Origin of the sequence: Nitrospira lenta (assembly GCF_900403705.1) — a bacterium.
Lineage (GTDB): Bacteria > Nitrospirota > Nitrospiria > Nitrospirales > Nitrospiraceae > Nitrospira_D > Nitrospira_D lenta.
This window is the reverse complement of record NZ_OUNR01000018.1, coordinates 53,165-72,071: the sequence shown is the minus strand read 5'-3', so window position 1 is coordinate 72,071 and position 18,907 is coordinate 53,165. Positions and strand designations below refer to the sequence as shown.

18 protein-coding genes are annotated in these 18,907 nt (G+C 58.6%); 9 read left to right on the top strand and 9 right to left on the bottom strand.

The features are described 5' to 3' along the window. Window positions 1–161 precede the first annotated feature (161 nt). The 6 genes from NITLEN_RS14000 to NITLEN_RS13975 all read left to right on the top strand — a co-directional run bounded on the left by NITLEN_RS14000 (window position 162) and on the right by NITLEN_RS13975 (window position 8,071). Window positions 162–3,527, top strand: a complete 3,366-nt coding sequence (locus NITLEN_RS14000) for a DUF3971 domain-containing protein (protein ID WP_121990255.1) — start codon at window positions 162–164, stop codon at window positions 3,525–3,527. Between the two features lie 85 nt (window positions 3,528–3,612). Further along, complete coding sequence (locus tag NITLEN_RS13995; protein ID WP_121990254.1) at window positions 3,613–4,761, top strand: M24 family metallopeptidase; 1,149 nt, start codon at window positions 3,613–3,615, stop codon at window positions 4,759–4,761. Window positions 4,762–4,832: 71 nt separating this feature from the next. Continuing rightward, window positions 4,833–5,798, top strand: coding sequence for a succinate dehydrogenase/fumarate reductase iron-sulfur subunit (locus NITLEN_RS13990; RefSeq protein ID WP_121990253.1), 966 nt, complete (start codon window positions 4,833–4,835; stop codon window positions 5,796–5,798). A gap of 9 nt (window positions 5,799–5,807) precedes the next feature. Further along, window positions 5,808–6,242 carry an archease gene (locus NITLEN_RS13985; RefSeq protein WP_121990252.1) on the top strand — a complete coding sequence of 145 codons (435 nt, stop codon included), beginning with the start codon at window positions 5,808–5,810 and terminating at the stop codon, window positions 6,240–6,242. Next, window positions 6,239–7,690, top strand: coding sequence for an RtcB family protein (locus tag NITLEN_RS13980; protein WP_121990251.1), 1,452 nt, complete (start codon window positions 6,239–6,241; stop codon window positions 7,688–7,690). Before NITLEN_RS13985 ends, NITLEN_RS13980 begins: the two co-directional genes overlap by 4 nt. Before the next feature lie 33 nt (window positions 7,691–7,723). After that, complete coding sequence (locus NITLEN_RS13975) at window positions 7,724–8,071, top strand: PilZ domain-containing protein (protein WP_121990250.1); 348 nt, start codon at window positions 7,724–7,726, stop codon at window positions 8,069–8,071. A 46-nt stretch (window positions 8,072–8,117) separates the two neighbouring features. Here NITLEN_RS13975 and NITLEN_RS13970 read toward each other — a convergent pair whose 3' ends face one another. The 3 genes from NITLEN_RS13970 to NITLEN_RS13960 form a co-directional block, all read right to left on the bottom strand. Continuing rightward, complete coding sequence (locus NITLEN_RS13970) at window positions 8,118–9,815, bottom strand: tetratricopeptide repeat protein (protein WP_121990249.1); 1,698 nt, start codon at window positions 9,813–9,815, stop codon at window positions 8,118–8,120. Between the two features lie 87 nt (window positions 9,816–9,902). Further along, window positions 9,903–11,318 carry a Si-specific NAD(P)(+) transhydrogenase gene (gene sthA / locus NITLEN_RS13965; protein ID WP_121990248.1) on the bottom strand — a complete coding sequence of 472 codons (1,416 nt, stop codon included), beginning with the start codon at window positions 11,316–11,318 and terminating at the stop codon, window positions 9,903–9,905. Continuing rightward, window positions 11,315–12,178 carry an HDOD domain-containing protein gene (locus tag NITLEN_RS13960; protein ID WP_121990247.1) on the bottom strand — a complete coding sequence of 288 codons (864 nt, stop codon included), beginning with the start codon at window positions 12,176–12,178 and terminating at the stop codon, window positions 11,315–11,317. The genes sthA and NITLEN_RS13960 overlap by 4 nt, the downstream gene beginning before the upstream one ends. 190 nt (window positions 12,179–12,368) lie before the next feature. On the opposite strand from NITLEN_RS13960, the gene NITLEN_RS13955 reads away from it, so the two are divergent. From NITLEN_RS13955 to NITLEN_RS13945, 3 genes are read left to right on the top strand one after another with little or no spacing between them, the layout of a single operon-like run. Continuing rightward, entirely contained in the window at window positions 12,369–12,800 is a 432-nt protein-coding gene (locus tag NITLEN_RS13955) for a sll1863 family stress response protein (protein ID WP_121990246.1), read from the top strand. A gap of 20 nt (window positions 12,801–12,820) precedes the next feature. Continuing rightward, window positions 12,821–13,717 (top strand): CoB--CoM heterodisulfide reductase iron-sulfur subunit B family protein, encoded by an 897-nt coding sequence (locus NITLEN_RS13950; protein ID WP_121990245.1) that lies wholly within the window; start codon window positions 12,821–12,823, stop codon window positions 13,715–13,717. Window positions 13,718–13,737: 20 nt separating this feature from the next. Then, the gene (locus NITLEN_RS13945; RefSeq protein WP_121990244.1) at window positions 13,738–14,055 is read left to right on the top strand and encodes a cupin domain-containing protein; all 318 of its coding nucleotides are present in this window, start codon (window positions 13,738–13,740) and stop codon (window positions 14,053–14,055) included. Between the two features lie 76 nt (window positions 14,056–14,131). On the opposite strand, the gene NITLEN_RS13940 is transcribed toward NITLEN_RS13945, so the two are convergent. The 6 genes from NITLEN_RS13940 to NITLEN_RS13915 all read right to left on the bottom strand — a co-directional run bounded on the left by NITLEN_RS13940 (window position 14,132) and on the right by NITLEN_RS13915 (window position 18,903). After that, window positions 14,132–14,893 carry a Tll0287-like domain-containing protein gene (locus NITLEN_RS13940; protein WP_121990243.1) on the bottom strand — a complete coding sequence of 254 codons (762 nt, stop codon included), beginning with the start codon at window positions 14,891–14,893 and terminating at the stop codon, window positions 14,132–14,134. Window positions 14,894–14,913: 20 nt separating this feature from the next. Next, window positions 14,914–15,999, bottom strand: coding sequence for a substrate-binding periplasmic protein (locus NITLEN_RS13935; RefSeq protein ID WP_121990242.1), 1,086 nt, complete (start codon window positions 15,997–15,999; stop codon window positions 14,914–14,916). Next, window positions 15,969–16,601, bottom strand: a complete 633-nt coding sequence (locus NITLEN_RS13930; protein WP_121990241.1) for a hypothetical protein — start codon at window positions 16,599–16,601, stop codon at window positions 15,969–15,971. The genes NITLEN_RS13935 and NITLEN_RS13930 overlap by 31 nt, the downstream gene beginning before the upstream one ends. Before the next feature lie 10 nt (window positions 16,602–16,611). Continuing rightward, on the bottom strand, window positions 16,612–16,857 hold the full coding sequence (locus NITLEN_RS17910; RefSeq protein ID WP_146216196.1) for a hypothetical protein: 246 nt from the start codon (window positions 16,855–16,857) through the stop codon (window positions 16,612–16,614). 212 nt (window positions 16,858–17,069) lie between these two features. Then, the gene (locus NITLEN_RS13920) at window positions 17,070–18,029 is read right to left on the bottom strand and encodes a multicopper oxidase domain-containing protein (RefSeq protein ID WP_425464145.1); all 960 of its coding nucleotides are present in this window, start codon (window positions 18,027–18,029) and stop codon (window positions 17,070–17,072) included. A gap of 181 nt (window positions 18,030–18,210) precedes the next feature. Continuing rightward, window positions 18,211–18,903, bottom strand: a complete 693-nt coding sequence (locus NITLEN_RS13915) for a Crp/Fnr family transcriptional regulator (RefSeq protein ID WP_181416873.1) — start codon at window positions 18,901–18,903, stop codon at window positions 18,211–18,213. Between the last annotated feature and the right edge of the window lie 4 nt (window positions 18,904–18,907).

The following is an 18,907-nucleotide window of genomic DNA, read 5'->3' as shown; positions in this document are numbered from 1 at the left end:
GTCTCGGGCAGGGGCTCTAGCGCAAACTCCATGCAGATCGAGTTGAGGCCGGTTGTATATCGGCGGAAAACTCCTTGTCTCCCGCAGGGTTGGTGGATTTAACTAGAGGCTTCCGGTAAGATCGAAATGGCAATTGTACGTATGGGTGCTGAGGGGGAAGTGTGTCGCGTCTTCGGCTGTTTTTGGTCATTGTGCTGGTCCTTGCGGCGAGTGCCGGTACCTTCCTGCTCTTTTCCAATACGCTGATCGGCGAAGACTATCTGAAAAAGTTTGTCTTGCAGCAGCTTGAGGAGAGCCTCGGGCGAAAAATCGAAGTGCATCGCGCCAAGTTCGTCATTTTCCCGCGCATCCGCGTCGAACTGACCCAGGTCTCCATTCACAATCCCAATTCCGATCAAGTCGTGTTTTCGGCGAAGCGTATCGATCTCGTGCTCCGTCTGCTTCCCTTGTTGCGCAAGCAGGTGGTGGGGAAGCGGCTCCTGGTTGAAGACCCGGTCCTCACGATTCATCGGACTGAAGCCGGTCACTGGAATATCCTGGATAACGCCGATCAGGCGGCAACGGATCAGCGCACACTGGATATGATGACGCGTGTCTTCATGATCCGGCAGGCCACGGTGGTGAACGGGAGTATCACGGTTATCGATGAGGGGCGGCCCGGCGGGACCAGAACACTGAAGCTGGAGCGGGTCGAAGGCGGGATCGTGATTCGCCCGGAGCGTGCGATGGCCGACGTGCATCTGTCGGTGGCGCAGACCGGTCGGGACGGTCTGTCGGCCGTGTCGCTTGTCGGGCAAATCAAACGGGTGGAGCGATCTGATGCACTGACCGCTGAAGAGCCTGCGGCATCGGCTCCTGCGTCAATGTTTCAGTTCGAGGGGCAGGTGGATGCCGCGAATGTCGTGTTGCGCGACGTGGCGGATTTCTTCGGTCCTCGGCCGATTCCAGAACAATTGGACGGGCTGGTGAATGTGCAAGGCCAGGTGCGGATCATGCCGGGCCTCGCCGGATACGATGCGGTGTTGTCGAGCATGACGGCTCGCTTGAATCAGCTCACGTTGACCGGCAAGGCCAATCTCGCGGGACTCCTCACGGCGCAACCGACCTTTGCCGTGACGTTCAACTCGTCGCTGGTGACGCTCAAGGAATTGCTCAATACTATTCCGGCTCAATGGATTCATCCGCAACTTCCGGCGGTGTTGGTGGAGCGGCAGATTGATGGGAAAGTGCAGGTGGTAAACGCCACGCTTACCGGATCGGCGACGTCGGGGCCGCAATTGTCGGTGACGGGGGAATTCCGTGTGCAAGAGGGACAGGCTTTGCTGGGAGATGATCGCGTGCCCACCAAAGACTTGACCGGAGTCATTGTCGTGGAGACCGGTCGTGTGCGGGCTGCGAATTTCACCGGCAGGTATGGTGCCATTCAGATCACGGAGGGCAAGGCAGCGGTGTCTTTCCTTGACGCGGGTCCGTGGCTGGAATTGGAAATTACCGGCAGCATGGCGGCGACCGATTTGGTGCAACTGTTGGCTAAGACGGTCAAGGCCGATCGGTTTGCGCATTTGCTCGGCGGCCTCCGCGATGTCGAAGGGACGGCATTGCCGACGTTTCGCCTGGTGGGGCCGCTGAACGAACCCGGTGGCGTGACGTTTGCCGGTGGGGAGATCACGGCCCGGTACATCAGTCTCACGCATCCGTCTCTGCCCGAACGGCTGACGGCGCTCCAAGGGAAGTTTGTATTGGCTGACGGCGGGACGCGGTTTGAACAGGTCACCGGTCATTTAGGAGATACGATCGTTCAGGTTCAGGGCGGCTTGTCTGGCGGATCGGCGAGTGTGTTTCAAGAATTTGTCATTCGAGTGAACGGCGATGCCGGGCATATCGTCAAATTTGTTCCCTCCAGGGCGATTCCGGCGGGGATGTTTGAAGGGTTGCTCAGCGGGGCCGTCCAGCTGAGCGGTGCCGCGGAGGCGCCGCAAGTACGCGGCAATCTGGTGTTGACGGACGCCAAGGTGGTGGTGCCGAATGCGATCGAGAAGCCGGTCGGCGCTCCGGCGATGCTGGAGTTTGATGGCCATCTGACCAGGACGAATACCGCGACGGTCACACGGGTTGAGTTGGTGTTGCCCTCCGTGCGCATTCCTGTGAAAGGGGCGATTCAGATTGGCGAGAAATTCTCTATTGATGCCACGCTGGTTACGGGAGAGCTATCCCTATCCGGTCTGCCGGAGTGGATTGCGAAGGGCGGGTTCGAAGCCGGCAATGTCGAGGTGTCGCTTGATGTGAAGGGGAAAGGCACGGATTGGAAGACGTGGAAGACCACGGGCTGGGTGGCGGTGACGAACGGCCTGATGCTGGTCAAGGGTGCGGGGCATATCGACGATCTGTATGCCCGCGTGAAATTGGTGCGGAACGGAGCGGAAGTGAAGCGGTTGTCCTTCAAGGTACAGGACAGTGATCTGGCGCTGGAAGCCACGGTGCGGAACTGGCCGTCCAAGCCGGTGATCACCGGCAAGATTGAGTCGAATCAGCTGGATCTTGACCTGGTGATTCCCAAAGGTGAGCGCTCGCCGATGCGGGAGTTGTTGGAGACATTGGCGTCCTCCAGTCAGGTGACGATGACGGCGTCAGCGGCCAGGGCGCACTATCGGCATCTCAAGTTCGGCGGATTGACGGCGCGAATCACGATTCAAGACGGCGTATTGGATATCGATCGGATCAGCGGGGATTCGGCCAACGGCCAAGTGGCCGGCCGGGTGGTTGTGCAACTCCCCGCCAAAGCGCCGGCCGAGACCGAGGTCTCCCTGCGAGCCACCGGAGTCGCGGTGGAAGATCTATTGCGGCTGACGAATGCGAACATCCAGGGCGTCTCGGGCCAAGTGCGGCTGAACGGAACCATTCGCGCGCATGGGCGTAACCCTCATGGGGTCTATCCCTCGCTGAATGGGAAAACCGAGGTGTTGTTGGAGAATGGACGCATCTTAAAATCCGAGGAACGCGCGATCTGGAAAATTTTGAGCATCCTGAATCTTCCTGCCGTGCTGCAAGGAAAAGTGGATCTGGAAAAAGAGGGCTTGCCCTATAACCGCATCTCCGCCACGGTGATGATTCAGAACGGATCGTTCCAGACGGAGAATCTGGTTGTCGACAGTCCGATCCTGAAGATTACGGCGGCGGGCAACTACGATCTGCCCACGGATCAGTTGGATATGGTCGTGGCGGTCAGTCCCTTCGGGTCCTATGCCACGTTTCTCAAGACGATCCCTTTGTTCGGCCGCATCTTTGCGGGGGATCGCAAAGGGATGGCCACGGCCATTTTTTCGCTGAAGGGCGCGGTGGAAGATCCCGAGGTGACGTATCTGCCGATGAAATCGTTTACGACCGGATTGTCGGGATTGGCGCAACTGGCCGTCGATGTCTTGAAGAACACGCTGACACTCCCGATCGATCTCATGACGCCGAATGAGGATAAGCCTGTCACGCCCGAGCTTGAGTTTGCGCCGGAAGCCGTGCCTGCAACGCCTTGACCGTCATCTGACCTCATGTTAGCATCAGCCCACTCATGCACCGAACCACCTCCAGCCTGTCTCTTTTCCCTCGTCTCACTCATCTATGAAACGAACTACCGCTGCACAACCTGAGGTCGCGACGCTGTTTATTGCCGCCAGCGAACTCGATTCTAATCTCTACTATGCGACGAAGTTCGTTGCGCCGGACCCCTTTATCTATATGGAGGTCAAAGGCGAGCGGTTGCTGGTCATGAGTGACCTCGAAATGGATCGGGCTAAATCGCAGGCGTCGGTGGATCGAGTCTTGTCCTATTCCGAGCTGGAAAAGAAGGCGAAGTCGAATGGGACCAAGGAGCCGAGCACGGTCGATATTGTCCATGTGATTCTCCGGGAAGCCAAAATCAGGCAGTTGCTGGTCCCAGCCAATTTCCCCTTTATCCACGCCACGCGGCTTCAAGAGCTGGGCTACAGCATGAAGCCGAAGCGTGATCCCTTCTATGAGCGGCGTGTCGTGAAGACCGCCGAAGAAGTGCGGTGCATTGAAGCGGCGCAGCGGGCGACGGAAGAAGCCGTCGCGGCGGCCCATGCCACGCTCAAACTGGCGACGATTCGCGGCGAAGAGCTCTGGTTGGATGGGGAAGTGCTGACCTCGGAACGGATTAAGAAGCTCATCAATGTCAAATTGATGGAGCGCGATTGCGTCGCGCAACATACGATTGTGGCCGGCGGCGAACAGGCTTGCGATCCGCACCATGAAGGCACCGGCCCCTTGCCCGCGAACCGCAGTATTATTTTCGATGTGTTTCCTCGATCCGCCAACAGCCGGTATTTTGCCGACATGTCCCGCACGGTGATTCGCGGTACCGCCAGTCCTGAACTCAAGCGGCTCTACCAGACCGTCAAAGATGCGCAGGAAGAAGCTATTACGAAGGTTAAAGACGGCGCCGACGGCATGAAGATTCATCAAGGGATCTGCGACCGCTTTGAAAAGGCCGGGTATAAGACCGGATTGGTCGATGGTCGGATGCAGGGCTACTTTCATGGAACCGGGCATGGCGTCGGGTTGGATATTCATGAAGCGCCACGCATCAGCCGGACCGGTTCGCTCTTGCAGGAAGGTCACGTCGTGACGGTCGAGCCGGGGCTCTACTACCCTGGATTAGGCGCCGTGCGAATCGAAGATATGGTGCTGGTCACGAGCGATGGTTGCCGCAACCTGACTGATTTCCCCAAGACCTTCGAACTCGGCTAACCTGGGCGATCAGTGCTCAACGATCGGCTTTCCGTGTACTGAGGGCTGATTGCGGAAGGCTGAAGCTTCCCATGCGTCTCTCCATTACCCTTCAACGATTCAATCCCGAACAGGATGCGACGCCGCACGATGAAGAGGTGCGCCTCGATGTGCGGCGCGGTTCGACCGTGCTCGACCTGCTGATTCGGATCAAGAACGAGGTTGATGGCAGTCTGGCGCTGCGCTATTCCTGCCGGTCCGCCATCTGCGGATCCTGTGCCATGAGTATCAACGGAGGCGAGAAGCTGGCCTGCCGGACATCGGTCAGGAAGGAATTGGAACGGCATGGCCGGCTCCGTATCGCCCCGCTGGACCATCTTCCGGTCATCAAAGATCTGGTCGTGGATATGCGGCCGTTCTGGGGGAAGATCCGCGACATCACGCCCTGGCTTTCCACATCGATGGCCGTGCCAATTGTACGAGCGGAGACTCACAATCCCGGTTCAACCGGCTCCGGCTATCACAATGTCGATGCCTGCATCATGTGCGGCGCCTGCGTGGCTGCCTGTACGGTGCAGGAGGTGTCGCCGGGATTTGCCGGACCGGCGGCGCTGGCCAAGGTCGATCGATTTCTGTCGGATCCGCGTGAGCCGGAGAAGCTGAAGCGGGCGCGGCTCGCCGTGTTGCAAGAGGCGAACGGGATGTGGGACTGCACGCGATGCAACTATTGCGTGGAAGTCTGTCCGAAGGATGTGCAGCCGATGGAGGCGATCATCCGGCTGCGACGAGCGGCGCTCGATCGGGGCCTCGCATCAACGGGCGGTGCGCGCCATATCACCGGATTTGTGTCGATCATTGAACAGCAGGGGCGGCTGAACGAAGCGATCATGCCGCTCAAGGTGGTCGGGTTCGATATGTCACGCTTTCTCAGGATTCTGCCTCTGGGCATCAGGATGTTGTTCAAAGGGAAAGTCCCCAATCCCTTCGCGCATCGGATTCCTGGTTTGGCGCAAGTGCGGGCGATCTTCCGGCGGGCTCGCCGTCCGACGAGGCTGTAGCGCTCATCAATGCCGGCTTCCTTCCAATTTCTTGAGGATGTGGCTCTCGCGGATCTGGCCTTCGATGCCGAGGGCGACTCCATTCAGGAGCTCTTTGAGGCGGCGTCGAGTGCGGTGATGGAGGCGATGGCCGATCCCGCCACGGTCGGCGCGATCTGGGAACGCCGCATGGAACATGCGGATGGCGATCTCGCCGCGCTGCTGTTTGAGTGGCTGTCCGACTTGGTGTATTGGAAAGATGCGGCGGGCGTCGTATTCAGCCGGGCTGAGGTCTCGCTGATTCGGGAGGGAGATATCTGGAAACTGGTGGGGACACTGAGCGGCGAGCCGGTGAATCAGACGACGCAGGTGTTGCGCGATGATGTGAAGGGCGTGACCAAACACTTGTACCGGCTGCATCAGGATCATGGGCGCTGGCGTGTGAGGGTGGTACTCGACGTATGAAATGTAATACCGCCATGAAGGTCGTGCGTCTGTCCGGCGAGGTCTGGGAGATTCCCGTCACGGAGAAATCGGGCATGCTGGTGCCGGCTCGCATTTATGGGACGGAGGCCATTCTTCGCGCCATGGATACCGGGGTGTTCGAGCAGGTGACGAATGTGGCGTGCCTTCCCGGCATCAGCCGCTATGCGCTCTGCATGCCGGACGGCCATTGGGGCTACGGATTTCCGATCGGCGGCGTGGCCGCGTTCGATGTGCGCTCGGGGATCATTTCCCCCGGCGGGGTGGGATATGACGTCAACTGCGGCATGCGGTTGATTCGAACGGACCTGACTTTGGCGGAGGTGCAGCCCAAGCTCGATCGATTAATGACGGAATTGTTTCGCCGCGTCCCGGCCGGTGTCGGGGCGAGCGGATTTGTGTCGATGGATCGGTCGTCCTTCAATCGGGTGATGACCCAGGGAGCCCGATGGTGCATTGAGCAGGGCTATGGATGGCCTCGCGACTTAGAGCGGATGGAGCATGGCGGATGTCTGCCCGGCGCCGATCCTGGTAACGTCAGCGACCACGCGGTGACGCGGGGGATGAATCAGCTGGGGACGCTGGGTTCGGGCAATCACTACCTTGAGGTCCAAGTCGTGTCGAACGACCGCATGTTCGACCCGGAGGTCGCAGCCACGTTCGGGATCACCGGAAATGACCAGATCGTCGTCATGGTGCATTGCGGGTCGCGCGGCTTCGGCCATCAGGTGGCCAGCGATTATCTCAAAGTGTTTGAGAAGGCGATGCGGCGATATGGGATTACGGTAAAGGATCAACAGTTGGCCTGCGCGCCGTTTCTATCCGAGGAAGGCCAGAACTATTTCTCGGCGATGAACTGTGCGGCTAATACCGCGTTTGCGAATCGGCAAGTCATCACGCATCAGATCCGCGAAGCATTCGCCGCGGTCTTTGGCCGGTCGGGAGAAGAGTTGGGCATGGAGTTGGTCTATGACGTGGCCCACAACATTGCCAGCGTGGAGCGATATCCCGAGGGGGATTTGGTCGTGCACCGAAAAGGGGCGACGCGTGCGCTTGGCCCGGGCAGTCCGGACTTGCCGGCCTGCTATCGGTCCGTCGGCCAGCCGGTGATCTGCGGCGGCTCGATGGAAACGGGGTCTTATCTACTGGTGGGTACGACGCGGGCGGCGGAGGACACGTTCGGTTCGACGATGCACGGCTCCGGACGCACGATGTCGCGCACGCAGGCCAAAAAATCGATCAGCGGCGAGCAACTCCAACAGCAGATGAAACAGCGGGGGATTCTGGTGAAGGCAGTCTCGATGTCCGGGCTCGCGGAAGAGGCCGGATGTGCCTACAAAAACATTTCTGAAGTGGTGGAGTCGGTCGAGCGCGCGGGAATTACAAAAAAGGTAGCGGAACTCCGACCCATTGGCAATATTAAGGGCTAGACACTTTCAGGCATCAAGCGATGAGGTCTCCACGTGGAACATCGGCAACATCCTCGTTTCCTCGTCCAGTTTCGCAGCTCTTTTAGCTCCGCCAACATTGTTTCCGGTGACGGGACTCTGAGCGATCTCTCGATCCGAGGCTGCTGCGTCTTCAGTGCGACCTCGGTGAAACCCGGCACAACATTGCAGCTGCAGGTTGACGTGTCGGGCGATGCGCCGCCGATTCAGGTCAAGCAAGCGGTGGTCCGCTGGTGCCGTGATCGCAAGTTTGGATTGGAGTTTGCGAGTTTGACGCCGGATGAATGGGCGCGACTCCAGCACGTCGTAAAAGAGCTGGAGTTGGAGCCCTATCAGCGTGCCGGCGCTTCAGAAGCGCCGTGAGCGGACGGGCGGATGACGGCGTCTGCCCATGTTGTTTCGGTCGCGACTAGGCGCGATGGCGATAGCCGTAGAGCAGTGTGATATTGATGCGTCGGCTGAGGTAGTCGTCGCGGAAGGTCACGTCGTCGGTTTCGTGAAACAAGTCTGAGTTGAAGACCACCGCGCGGTTGGCGCGATAGGGTACCCGAATCGTCTGGGCCCCGGCTTGTGTCAGCCATTCAAGAATCTTCGGTTTATTCTGCTCGCTGTTGTAGGCCGCGAAATTCCAATCTGCCGGCGCTTCTTTATCGTAGACCACGAGTCCACCCTTCTCGGGATTCAGGTTCGCCTCGTCCGGTGTAATCCAGAAATTCACATTCACGGCAGCGGCGTCGGCATGGATGGAGAGGCCGCGCCTGGCGCTATCCTGTTTAAAGGCCCAGGCTTGGGTGAGCCGATGGTCTTTAAAAATGCCGGGAAGTGTGCGGCGTAGTTCTTCGGCAATTTGCAAGAGGAGGGGGGTGGCGAATCCATCGCCGAGAAACGCCCCGAGGTAGCCGTTTTCGTAGTCCTTCTTCCAAATCGTGGATTCGAGGCAAAAGGTTCGCAGTGCGGCTAGGGCTTCCGGCTTGAGCAGGTGATCGATGTAGGTCACTTCCGGCTGCTGTCCCAGGTAGCGTGTTTCGATGGCTCGGATATCGAGTTGCGGATTCAGTGCGCCATCGGCCAGCCGTTCACAGGGGGCGCGATAGAGGAATTGATTGAAAGACGGCGCAATGGCTGTAAGCGCCGCCGGATCGACGGGACATCGGTTGCGTGTAGGGTAGGCTGCGGCCAGAGTGATTTCCAATCGCTCCAGCGCATCAATATAACTTCGGTGTGAAGCATCAAGACGGCCTCGCTCAATGAGCAATCGAGTTTGCTCGGCGTCGTGCTTCAGCCGTGATCGAAACAGGGCGGTCTCTTGAATTGGACCGCTATGATGGTGTTTTGCTGTGGCTACGTGGGAGAAGCGAGCAATGGCGCCGGCGTGATCGCCCGTCCACATGGCGGCGATGCCCAAGTTATACAGAGCTTTCGATGACTGCGGCGCGATGTTCAGCGCCTGCTGAAACGAGGCGATGGCCTCATCGCTCGAGCCGATTTCCAACAGGGCCAGGCCTAGGTTGTTCCAGGCCTCAAAGTGCGTGGGTTTCAGCCTGATGGCTTCTCGATAGGCGGCGATGGCCTCCCGGAGGGCATGCTGTTCTTTGAGCGCGACGCCGAGGTTGTTGTGGGTGTCGGCGTGTGCTGGATTCAGGAAGAGGGCTTTTCGATAGGTCTCGACGGCGGCGGCGAGGCGATGCAGGTCTTTGAGCACGTTGCCGAGGTTGATGAGGGCATCCACGTATTTGGGATTGAGCACCAGGGCTTTCTCATACGCCCGGATCGCGTCTTCGGCTTTTCCCGCTCGTTGCGTGACCACCCCGAGGTTGAACCGATAGAGCGGGGAGGACGGAGTGCCCTCGATGGCTTGGGTGATGAGTTCGATCGCCTGATCGTAGCTGCCGACGCGATAGGCCAATAATCCTAAGAGGTGCAGTGCTTCGGGATGGCCCGGCACCATATTCAGAGCCAATTGGTAATTGCGTTCCGCCTCAGCCAATTGCCCTGCCTGATGATGGCGTTTCCCCTGGTCGAGCAGTGAATGAACGGCAAAACTATTGGACGTGGAGCCGGTCTTGGCCTGACGGGATTCCTGACGGCGGCGGTTTGATCGGTTCATGGGCGGTTCCTGGCGGTATCGACGGCAGTGTCGAGCGTCAGGCTCAGCCTATACGAAAAAGATGCGCGGGGTCAAAGGGCGGGCATGCTAGGCCGCCGCCGCGGTTTGGCGTTTGGCGACCTGGCCGAGGATGTCCAGCGCGGCGACGCGATAGGCTTCGGCGTAGGTGGGGAAGTTGAAGACGTTGTCGATAAACGATTCGACCAGCGCGCCTTGCTGCAAGGCCATCTGACCGATGTGCACCAGTTCTGTGGCGGAATCTCCGACGATCTGGATGCCCAGCAATCGTTCGCCGTCCGGATCGGCGATCATTTTTAGGAGTCCATGGCCGGCGCCTGATATTTGCGCGCGGGCGACTTCCTCGAACTTGGCGCGGCCGACGAGTGGATTCCGAAATCGTTCGTTGGCCATCTTTTCATCCAGGCCGATACTGGCCATTTCAGGAATGGTGTAGACCCCGATGGGAATGGTCGACGCGGCATCTCCGATCGGCAGGTTGAGGGCATGGCGTACGGCGCGGCGACCCTGCTCCATGGCCTTTGACGCGAGGGCCGGCGCACCGACCATATCGCCGACGGCATAGATGTGCGGCACGGCGGTTTGGCAGAACTGGTTGACGGACAGGCTGCCCTTGTCGTCGACCTCCAGTCCGGCCGCAGGTAGATTGAGGTCTTCGATATTGGCTTGCCGTCCCAATGCAACGAGCATTTTTTCGCTCTTGATGATCTGGCCGTCGCCGAGCAGCGTCACCACATGGGTGGCGCCGTTCCATTGGACGCTTTGAATCGATTGTCCGCCAAGGTAGTGTCCGCCGTGCTGTTCAAAGCTGGCGACGAACTGCGCCACGAGCTCTTGATCCATGAATTGCAGCGGTGCTTTTGCGCGATCGATCAGCGTGACTTCAACGCCGAGGAGGGCGAAGATCGAAGCGTACTCGCACCCGATGACGCCGCCGCCAATGATCGCCAGAGATCGTGGGAGGTAGATCATCGATAAGAGCGAATCGCTGTCGAGGATATGTTCATGATCGACGGGGATTTCGTGAGGATTGCGCGGGCGCGAGCCGGTAGCGACGACGAAATGGTCGGCGGTAAAGTGTTGACGGGCGCCGTCTACGGTCTGCATTTCGATGGTGCGATCATTGATGAAGCGCGCGCGGCCGTGAAACAGGGAGATGCCGTTCCGCCGCAGCTGTTTGCTCATGTAGGTATCGTGCGTTTGGACGACTTCTTCCAGTCGGCTGAGCAGGGAGGAGATTTCGGCACCCGGCTTCAAGCTGAATTCAAATGCCGCGCTGGCTCGGCGGAGGCGGTCGAGGTGCAGGGCGCTTTCCCGCAACGTTTTGCTGGGGATGGTGCCGCGGTAGACGCAGCTGCCGCCGATACCTCGTTCACGCTCCAGCAGCGCCACGCGCTTGCCGGATTTCGCGCCCTGGATGGCGGCTTTTTGTCCGGCGGGGCCGGCGCCGATGATGACGATGTCGAAGGCCGTTGGTGTGCTCATAGGTTCATCGCATTGACCAGGGCCAACGCCTTTTCTTTACCGGCCAGCAGCTGGTCGATATCGGTGGGGTAGAGGTTGAGGTCGGCGAAGACCGGATGCTCGCGCAATTCTTCTTCCGGGAGGATCTCCGGCTCCAGGAGGTGTGTTGCCAGGCGGTCTGCGGCGCACGTGAGCAAGCAGTCTTGTCTAAAGGCTGTGGCGTGATCATATTCCTGGTAGCACGCAATGGCTTCGGCTACTTGTTTGGGGAGTCCCCATTTGTCGGCAATCAAGGTGCCGACGCGAGTGTGGTAGCCATCCAGGAGTTGCCGCATCGTGGCGGTGTCGTCCGGGACGTTGAGGGTTTTGGCGAGATTCACCACGGTCCGGAGGACAACGGGTTTGCCGATTCCGTGCAGGAGTCCGCAAAGGTACGCGGTTTCGACGTTCACTCGGCGCATTCGGGCGACTTCCTTGCCAAACGCGCCGCTGGCCAGTGAGTGGCGCCAGAGCAGCTTCACATGCTCTTCGTGACCTGGCACTTGGAACGCACCGTTTTTCAAGGAGGCGGTGAAGGCAATTTCAGAAAGCAGATTGATGCCGAGCATGGCCACGGCGTGCTGAAGTGAGACGACCGGGCTGCGCGGCATATAGGCCGGTGAATTGGCGATGCGCAGGACGTGGGCAGCCAAGGCTTGATCTTGATGGATCAGCGCTGACAGCTTGGCCGCATCAGCCGTGGCATCGGCGGCCAGGGTCATGACTTGGCTGGCAACTTGAGGGAGCAGCGGGAGTTCGACTTCTCCGGCATCCAGTTTTTTGACCAGAGCCTGTTCGAGCTTCTCGATGGCGGCGGCGGAGATTTGAGTATCGGGGGCCATTGGTATGCTGGCGCTCCTGTTGTTTGTCGTCGGTGTGAGCTTGTGACATGTCTTTGTCGGTTGGTTTCGCTGAAAAGTTGAGCCGGCAGGCGCCCGGCGTGACAAGTTTGCGGAGGCCTGATTATACTGTCGGCTAGAGTGAGCAGTGAATCAAGCGAGCGAGCGGGCGGGATGTGAAGGAGGCAGGGCTATGAACTATCGCTGGATTATCGGCGTGTTGGTCGGTTGGTGCGGACTGATTTCAGCGGGCGCGGAGGCCGGAGAGAAGCCGGTGACGCCCGGAACAATCGCCCAAGACGCTCGTGAGACGATTGAGGCAACGATGCAGTATACGGCTCAACAAAAAGAGGCCTTTCAACGGAAGGCTCAGGAAGAACTGGAGACGATTCAGAAGCAAATGGCGGCGTTGCAGGGGAAGGCCGATAAGGCTTCGGCGGCAGCCAGGACAGAATTACAGAAGTCGATTCATGAGCTGGAGGAAAAGAAAGGGGCAGCCAGGAAGCAACTCGATGGACTCAAGTCGGCCACCGATGCCAAGTGGGATGAGATGAGATCCGGAGTGCATGCCGCGATCGAAGAGATGAATCAGTCCTATCAACGACTGCGCTCCAAGCTCCAGTAGTCACTTAACGGGGATGGACGATGGCATTGAGATTTGCGTTATATCCAGGCTGTGCGGCGAAAGGCGCGACGCCGGAACTGTATCAATCGACGATGGCGATCGTCGGTCGATTGGGTATTGAGGTCGTCGAGCTGGCGGCGTCGTCCTGTTGCGGTGCCGGGGTGGTGACGGAGGCGGAGCCGGATGTCGCCTTGGCCTTGAATGCGCGGAATTTTGCCCAGGCAGAGCAGCTGGGGCTTGATGTGATGACGATTTGCGGGACCTGCCAGGGCGTCATGGCGGCGGCGAACAAGCGATTGAAGAGCGAGCCGGGATTGCTCGATCGTATCAATCGTGTGTTGGAGCCGGATGGTATTGCCTATCGCGGAACGATTCACGTCAAGCATCTGCTCTGGATTATTGTGCGTGAGATCGGACTGCGTCAGCTTGGTACGCAGGTCGTGAAATCTTTGCAGGGGCTACGCATTGCACCGTTCTATGGCTGTTATATTCTTCGGCCATCCTGGGATCTCGGTTTTGACGATCCGGAAAACCCGGCGTCGCTTGAGCAGGTGATTCGTGCGTTGGGCGGGGAGGCGGTTGCGTACGCCGGGCGGACCAAGTGCTGCGGGTTTCCGATCATTCTCGAAAAGGAAGCGGTGGCGATGGCGATGTCCGGAGCCAACATGAAAGAAGCCAAGGATCAAGGAGCCGATTGTATGGTCACTCCTTGCCCCCTGTGCCATATGAGCTTGGATATTTATCAGGATCGAGCGGGGCAGGCGGTGAGCACGCAGCTAAATCTTCCCATTCTCCACTTGCCCCAACTCCTCGGTTTGGCGATGGGGATTCCTGCCAAAGAATTAGGTCTTGCGCGTCATTTGATCCCGGTCGATTCGATCGTCAGGCACATCAATCAGTCGGCCCGTCATTTATAGATCAGGAGGATTGCACTGTTATGAAAGTCGTTAATATTTCAGAGTATCAGCAGTTTAGCCAAGAGAAGATGAAGAAGAACAACATGTTTGAGTCTTCCCGATTCTTTTGCGATATCTACTGTTTTGAACCGGGGCAGGAACAGAAGGGCCATATCCATGGGGAGCAAGATAAGGTCTATCTCGTTCTTGAGGGGCAGGGGACTTTTCAGGTCGGTTCAGAGAAGCAGGTGCTTGGGACGGGGCAAGGGACGATGGCGCCGGCAGGGGAAGAACACGGAGTAAAGAACCACACGGATCAGCGATTGAAAGTGCTGGTCTTCGTTGCGCCGAACCACTAGGAGTGCCGCGCTTCGTGAGGGCTGGTCAGGCCGGGGGTGAGCAGCGTCGAGAAACCGTGAATGGATAGGGATGTCCTTATTCGGTGTGTAAGGGAATCTTCACACTAATGGCTCCGGCTAAGCCTCCTTCTCTGGCACCCTCTTTGGGGTAGCCTGATATGTCCCATTCGCCTTTTGGCTCGCCGTGGCAGACGAGGCAGGCCTGCTGGTAGTAGATCGGCATGATCACACGCAATGTTTTTCCAGATTCGGTCAACTCACTGACATAGGCGTCACTGTTTGGTCTCCCAGACAGCCAATGGAGAACGGAGGACTCGTACTCGTCCGGCTCGTTCTTGGGATTGCGCGGTTGAAGCGCAGTTTGTTTCAGTTGGACATGAGACCGTTTTGAAAACCGCGCGGCCGCTTGACTGCCGAAGGTGGCGGGAATGAAGTTCTTATAGCCGATTCCTCGCTGATTGATGACGATCTGCGCATCAGAGACGACCTCTTTGCCGGCTTCAATCAGGGCCGGCAGGAGCGTGCGTGCGAGTGGCGGCACGGCCAATGCCGTTTTTGTTGCCGGCGCGCTCAGATCGATTCCGGTTCGCTGTCGAAAGACCTCGTACATCTGCCGTTCGAATACGTCCGGAGCGAAGCCTTTGTCTCCTTTGTGCGCATCATCAATCAGGGTCTGATTCTGCTCGATCACCAGGCGTCCGGCTTGCAGCAGTTTTGCCAGCAGTCGTGCCGTTTCTTCCGCCTCGGCACGGAGCTGTTCAGGAGGCGCCGCGTGAGCGGTATTCAGGCCGATCATCATTGTGAGCAAAATAAGTGAAGTTCCGATAAGGCGTACCATGAGACCTCCTCAACTGCCGACTATCGCGATGATGTCCGGCAAGTTCCCTGGGCATAGTGATCCGGCATCTTGCTCACATCAAAGGGCAGCCCTTCCGACGATGCCCGGCGTGGGTAGGCATAGGCTTCGTCGATCCAGCGATGCCGCATCCGTTCCAACCGTCCTGACTCGTCGAGCTGAAAAATGACGTCGTTGATGAACCGCCGCAAGGCATAGCGTTCTTCCGCCATGACGACGGCATAGTCGGCTTGTGTGAACCGCAGCGGCGCGTGCCCATCTTTTGTCAGAAGCTGCCAGTCTCGGCGGGTGGTTTTCACCATGAATTCTAAAACCGGATGCGCTCCGATGATGACATCAATGGGCGGAGACTGGCCGGTTGCGGCGTGCTCGAATGCGGCGGGCAGAGAACTGCATATGAGCACCGTGGTGGCGGAGAGTTTGGCTTCTGCATAGAGGTGCGCGGCTGTGCTGTCCTGCACGGCGACCGTCATGCCATCCAGGAGGCGGTGGCGATCCGAGACTTCGCCTGAGGTACGAAGGCGTGTCCGGATCCGATCGGCGACCTCGGGGCGTGTGGCGATCGCGCCGATGCCTCCTTGTAAGAAGTAGGGCGTGGAATACGCAAATCCTGACCGGCTTGGCGAGGGCGTTTCAGCAGCGACGGCGGAGACGAAGAAATCCAGTTGGCCTTCGTTCAAGAGCAGAAATAAATCCCGGAATCGGACCAGATGCAAGACAGGAATGACAGGGGTATTGCAATGAGCGGTCAGCGCATCGCTCACGGCACGCACCAGTTCAGTATCGAGTCCTGTGACTCGGGCGCCTTCATCGGTCCAGATGGCGGGGAACACGAACGGCCGGAAAGGCTCGACTGCCATGCCGACCTGGACCTGCTGCCGCCGGCAGATCGTATCTATTTCGTCGGTTGTGACGGGGTAGATCTGTTGAACGGCATCAAACAGCAGTCCGCAACCGGGTAGCAAGAAAAACAGGCCGTGCAGAGCGATGGCCGATAGCACCGGCTTCCACTTAGGGCGGAAGCCGGCCGTACGGCGGATCGTCCGCAGGAAGCGGCTCAATATCGGAACCCGGTTAGAAACAGCCATTGTTGCGATTGTCCCGACTCTCCGCGGAAATTGACATCGTATTGCGTAAATTGCAGGCTCAGGTCGAGCGAGATTCCCCGCGCCACGGGAAAGCGCACGCCGGTTTGCCCGCCGTAGAGCAAGCCCGGTGAGGTGCGTCCTTGTCCTGAGATGACGGTGCCGAGCAGTGCGCCTACGTAAGGAACGGCGCGATCTTCAAGGGGACCGAAAAAAAGATGTTTGAGCATTCGGCCGATCGGCATCGAGGCCGGAAAGTTGAAAAGGTCTAGGACGTTATTCCAACGCGGATTGAGAAATAGCGCATGTTGATCGGTCTTGAAGTCGTCGGTATGGACGCTGAAATACTGATACCCGGCCCGTATTTCTCCGTCGCCGTATCGTAGTGCCGTGATCCCGGCCTGCAGCGTCACTTCCCGATCGTTCGGGGCGAAGGTTTGCTGGCGCAGGGCGACATCAAAGTTGAACGGCCGTATGGGTAGGATTTCGAGTAACGCCTCTTGCGCCGATGCCGAAAGGGGATCGAAGAGTGTCAGTGCGATTACCCAGAGAAAGAGGTGGAGTCGTAAGCCGGCTGATGGGGCCCGTCGAATATGTGCCGGCATAGCATAACCGTCAGTGAGTATGAGCCGACCCATCGGCCAATTGTGGTGAATCGATGTCCTGGGCGGGCAACCCTGCTGTGATGCAGGATTTCATGATCTCCACCCGGCACTGACTCCCGCGCATGGCTGTATTTGCGATGATGGCAACCGCTTCTTCGGTCAGTTCTTGGCGAACAATGTCGACTAGCACATGGTCCGGCATCAGTTCTGTGTCCACATGGAGTATGCCGGTCTGCTGCCGAAGAGTGGAGGTCATTGCCTTCTGTACTGAAGGGCAGTCAAGGCCGCTTAGCATCAGCGCGACGCGATCGTGTGCCGATTCAGCTTGAGCTGTCTCGTGTGCGGAAAGGAGGAGGCTGAGACCAATGAGCAGGATAGTGAGTCTGTTCGGCATGCGTTTCTCGTGAGTGATGGAGGAGGGATGATACGCTCCGGCTGGTCAAAAGACCAGCCGGAGCGAGAGCAGAATTACTTCTTTGCCGGGAGTTCCCAGGGAACCATAGGCATCAAGTTCGTCGAGGGCTTGGCGTCGGGGGATGCCAAGAGGACGGCGATGGCGCCGCGGAGCGCGCCGGTCAGGGAGTGGGTGACCAGCGGATAGGCACCGGCTGATTCCACGACGACGTCGAACGTCGCGGCGCTGCCCGGTCCCACCACATAGGTCTGCACGCCGGTCAGCTTGTTGGCCGGATTGCCGCTCTCATAGACGTTGTCCCAGATTTCGCCGATCGGGTGGAATGATGAGAACTCGTTCGGACCGGCATTCACGAAATAGACACGCACGCGTTCGCCCGGCTTGGCGTCGAGCTTGCCGCCGCCGGTGACGAAGGGGTGATATTTGAAGATGCCGCCGTTGAACATCATGCCGTCGAACTTCCGGTCGAACATCGCTTGCACATCACCGGGGTTCTTGAAGAACTCGGATTGGATCAGCACGTATTCACGATCCGCCTTAGGCCAGACCGATGCGTCTTTCGGATCGACGATGATGGCGCCGAACATGCCGCGGGCGATGTGTTGGATCATCGGCGGTGCGCCGCAGTGATAGAAGAAAATACCGGGCTTCTTGGCGACGAAGGTGTAGCTGATCGTTTCGCCGGCATTGATGGCCTTGTAGTTCTTCAAGAAGTCGATCTCCGCCGCATGGAAGTCCATGGCGTGCGGGTTCTTATTCGTGGCGGGATTGGTCAGGGTAAAATTGATCGTATCGCCTTCGGTCACGCGGACGACCGGTCCCGGCATTGTGCCGTTGAAGGTCCAGGCCGCGTACTTCTCGCCTCCGCCATCGATGACGATGTCGGACTCCACGGCAGTCATGTGGATGTCATGGGTCTTCGCGGATGCGGGGGACGTGTGTCCCAGCAATCCGGCGAGCGCAATCGCCGCGGCTCCTGCGAGCATCATGACCCGTTGGGATTCTCTTGTCATCATTGGAAACTCCTCTCTGAATGGTTGGTCGAACTCCTGCCGGCGATTGTGCTGATGGTCCTTGTTGTGAAGGGTTCAGGTCCACGTCGACTATGTGCGTGAGGATACGGAGTGTGCAGTCAAAAGAATATGACGTACATCATGTTTTGAAAATATACTGAGCGGGCGAATCTTGGGGTAATCAGGCGGAAGCGAGGGCCTTGAGGCCGGCGAGGTCGCGGATGATGAGGCGGGTTGCCGTTCCGGACACGAGACGATCGCGTTTGAATCGACCCATGATGCGAATGGCGGTTTCGGTCGTCGTGCCGACCATATTGGCCATGTCCTGACGGGTCAGTCGCATCGGCAGTATGATGCCGTTCGGATCTTTCACGCCGTTCTTGGTTGCCAGGTCCACCAGGAGCGAGGCGAGGCGTTGGTCGGCCCGGTCGAGAGCCAGGACCTTGGCTTTCTCCTGGGCTTCGTTGAGGCGGTTGCCGAGGTGCTTAATGACTTCAATGGCGGCTTCGGGATTGCGGCGCAGCATGTCGAAGTAGGACTTTTTGTTCATGCGCAGGATGCTGACGTCGCCCATCGGCTGAGCCGTGCCCGGATGCAGGGCTCCCTCGAAGGCGGCGGCGTCGCAGCAAAAGAGATCGCCGGGCATCAGCATTTTGAGCGTGCACTCTTTCCCTTCCGGGCTCGATTTGACGCACTTGACCGTGCCTTCTTTCACGATGTGAAAGAATTCGGTGGGATCACCTTCACGAAAAATGACGTCGCGTTTGGTGTAGTGCTGCTCGGTCAAGTCCTGAAGCACGCGCTGGCGGTCTGTGCTGGAGAGAATCTTGAGCAGAGGGATATGGTTGAGCTCATCCGAGGGCGATGAGCTCAACCGA

Coding starts and splice junctions, on each gene's coding strand:
- NITLEN_RS13990 (WP_121990253.1), top strand. CDS start 4,833: ATGCGTCTCTCCATTACCCTTCAACGATTCAATCCCGAACAGGATGCG.
- NITLEN_RS13960 (WP_121990247.1), bottom strand. CDS start 12,178: ATGGCCCCCGATACTCAAATCTCCGCCGCCGCCATCGAGAAGCTCGAA.
- NITLEN_RS13950 (WP_121990245.1), top strand. CDS start 12,821: ATGGCATTGAGATTTGCGTTATATCCAGGCTGTGCGGCGAAAGGCGCG.
- NITLEN_RS13955 (WP_121990246.1), top strand. CDS start 12,369: ATGAACTATCGCTGGATTATCGGCGTGTTGGTCGGTTGGTGCGGACTG.
- NITLEN_RS17910 (WP_146216196.1), bottom strand. CDS start 16,857: ATGACCTCCACTCTTCGGCAGCAGACCGGCATACTCCATGTGGACACA.
- sthA (WP_121990248.1), bottom strand. CDS start 11,318: ATGAGCACACCAACGGCCTTCGACATCGTCATCATCGGCGCCGGCCCC.
- NITLEN_RS13935 (WP_121990242.1), bottom strand. CDS start 15,999: ATGGCTGTTTCTAACCGGGTTCCGATATTGAGCCGCTTCCTGCGGACG.
- NITLEN_RS13920 (WP_425464145.1), bottom strand. CDS start 18,029: ATGACAAGAGAATCCCAACGGGTCATGATGCTCGCAGGAGCCGCGGCG.
- NITLEN_RS13940 (WP_121990243.1), bottom strand. CDS start 14,893: ATGGTACGCCTTATCGGAACTTCACTTATTTTGCTCACAATGATGATC.
- NITLEN_RS13985 (WP_121990252.1), top strand. CDS start 5,808: ATGCCGGCTTCCTTCCAATTTCTTGAGGATGTGGCTCTCGCGGATCTG.
- NITLEN_RS13970 (WP_121990249.1), bottom strand. CDS start 9,815: ATGAACCGATCAAACCGCCGCCGTCAGGAATCCCGTCAGGCCAAGACC.
- NITLEN_RS13995 (WP_121990254.1), top strand. CDS start 3,613: ATGAAACGAACTACCGCTGCACAACCTGAGGTCGCGACGCTGTTTATT.
- NITLEN_RS13930 (WP_121990241.1), bottom strand. CDS start 16,601: ATGCCGGCACATATTCGACGGGCCCCATCAGCCGGCTTACGACTCCAC.
- NITLEN_RS13945 (WP_121990244.1), top strand. CDS start 13,738: ATGAAAGTCGTTAATATTTCAGAGTATCAGCAGTTTAGCCAAGAGAAG.
- NITLEN_RS13980 (WP_121990251.1), top strand. CDS start 6,239: ATGAAATGTAATACCGCCATGAAGGTCGTGCGTCTGTCCGGCGAGGTC.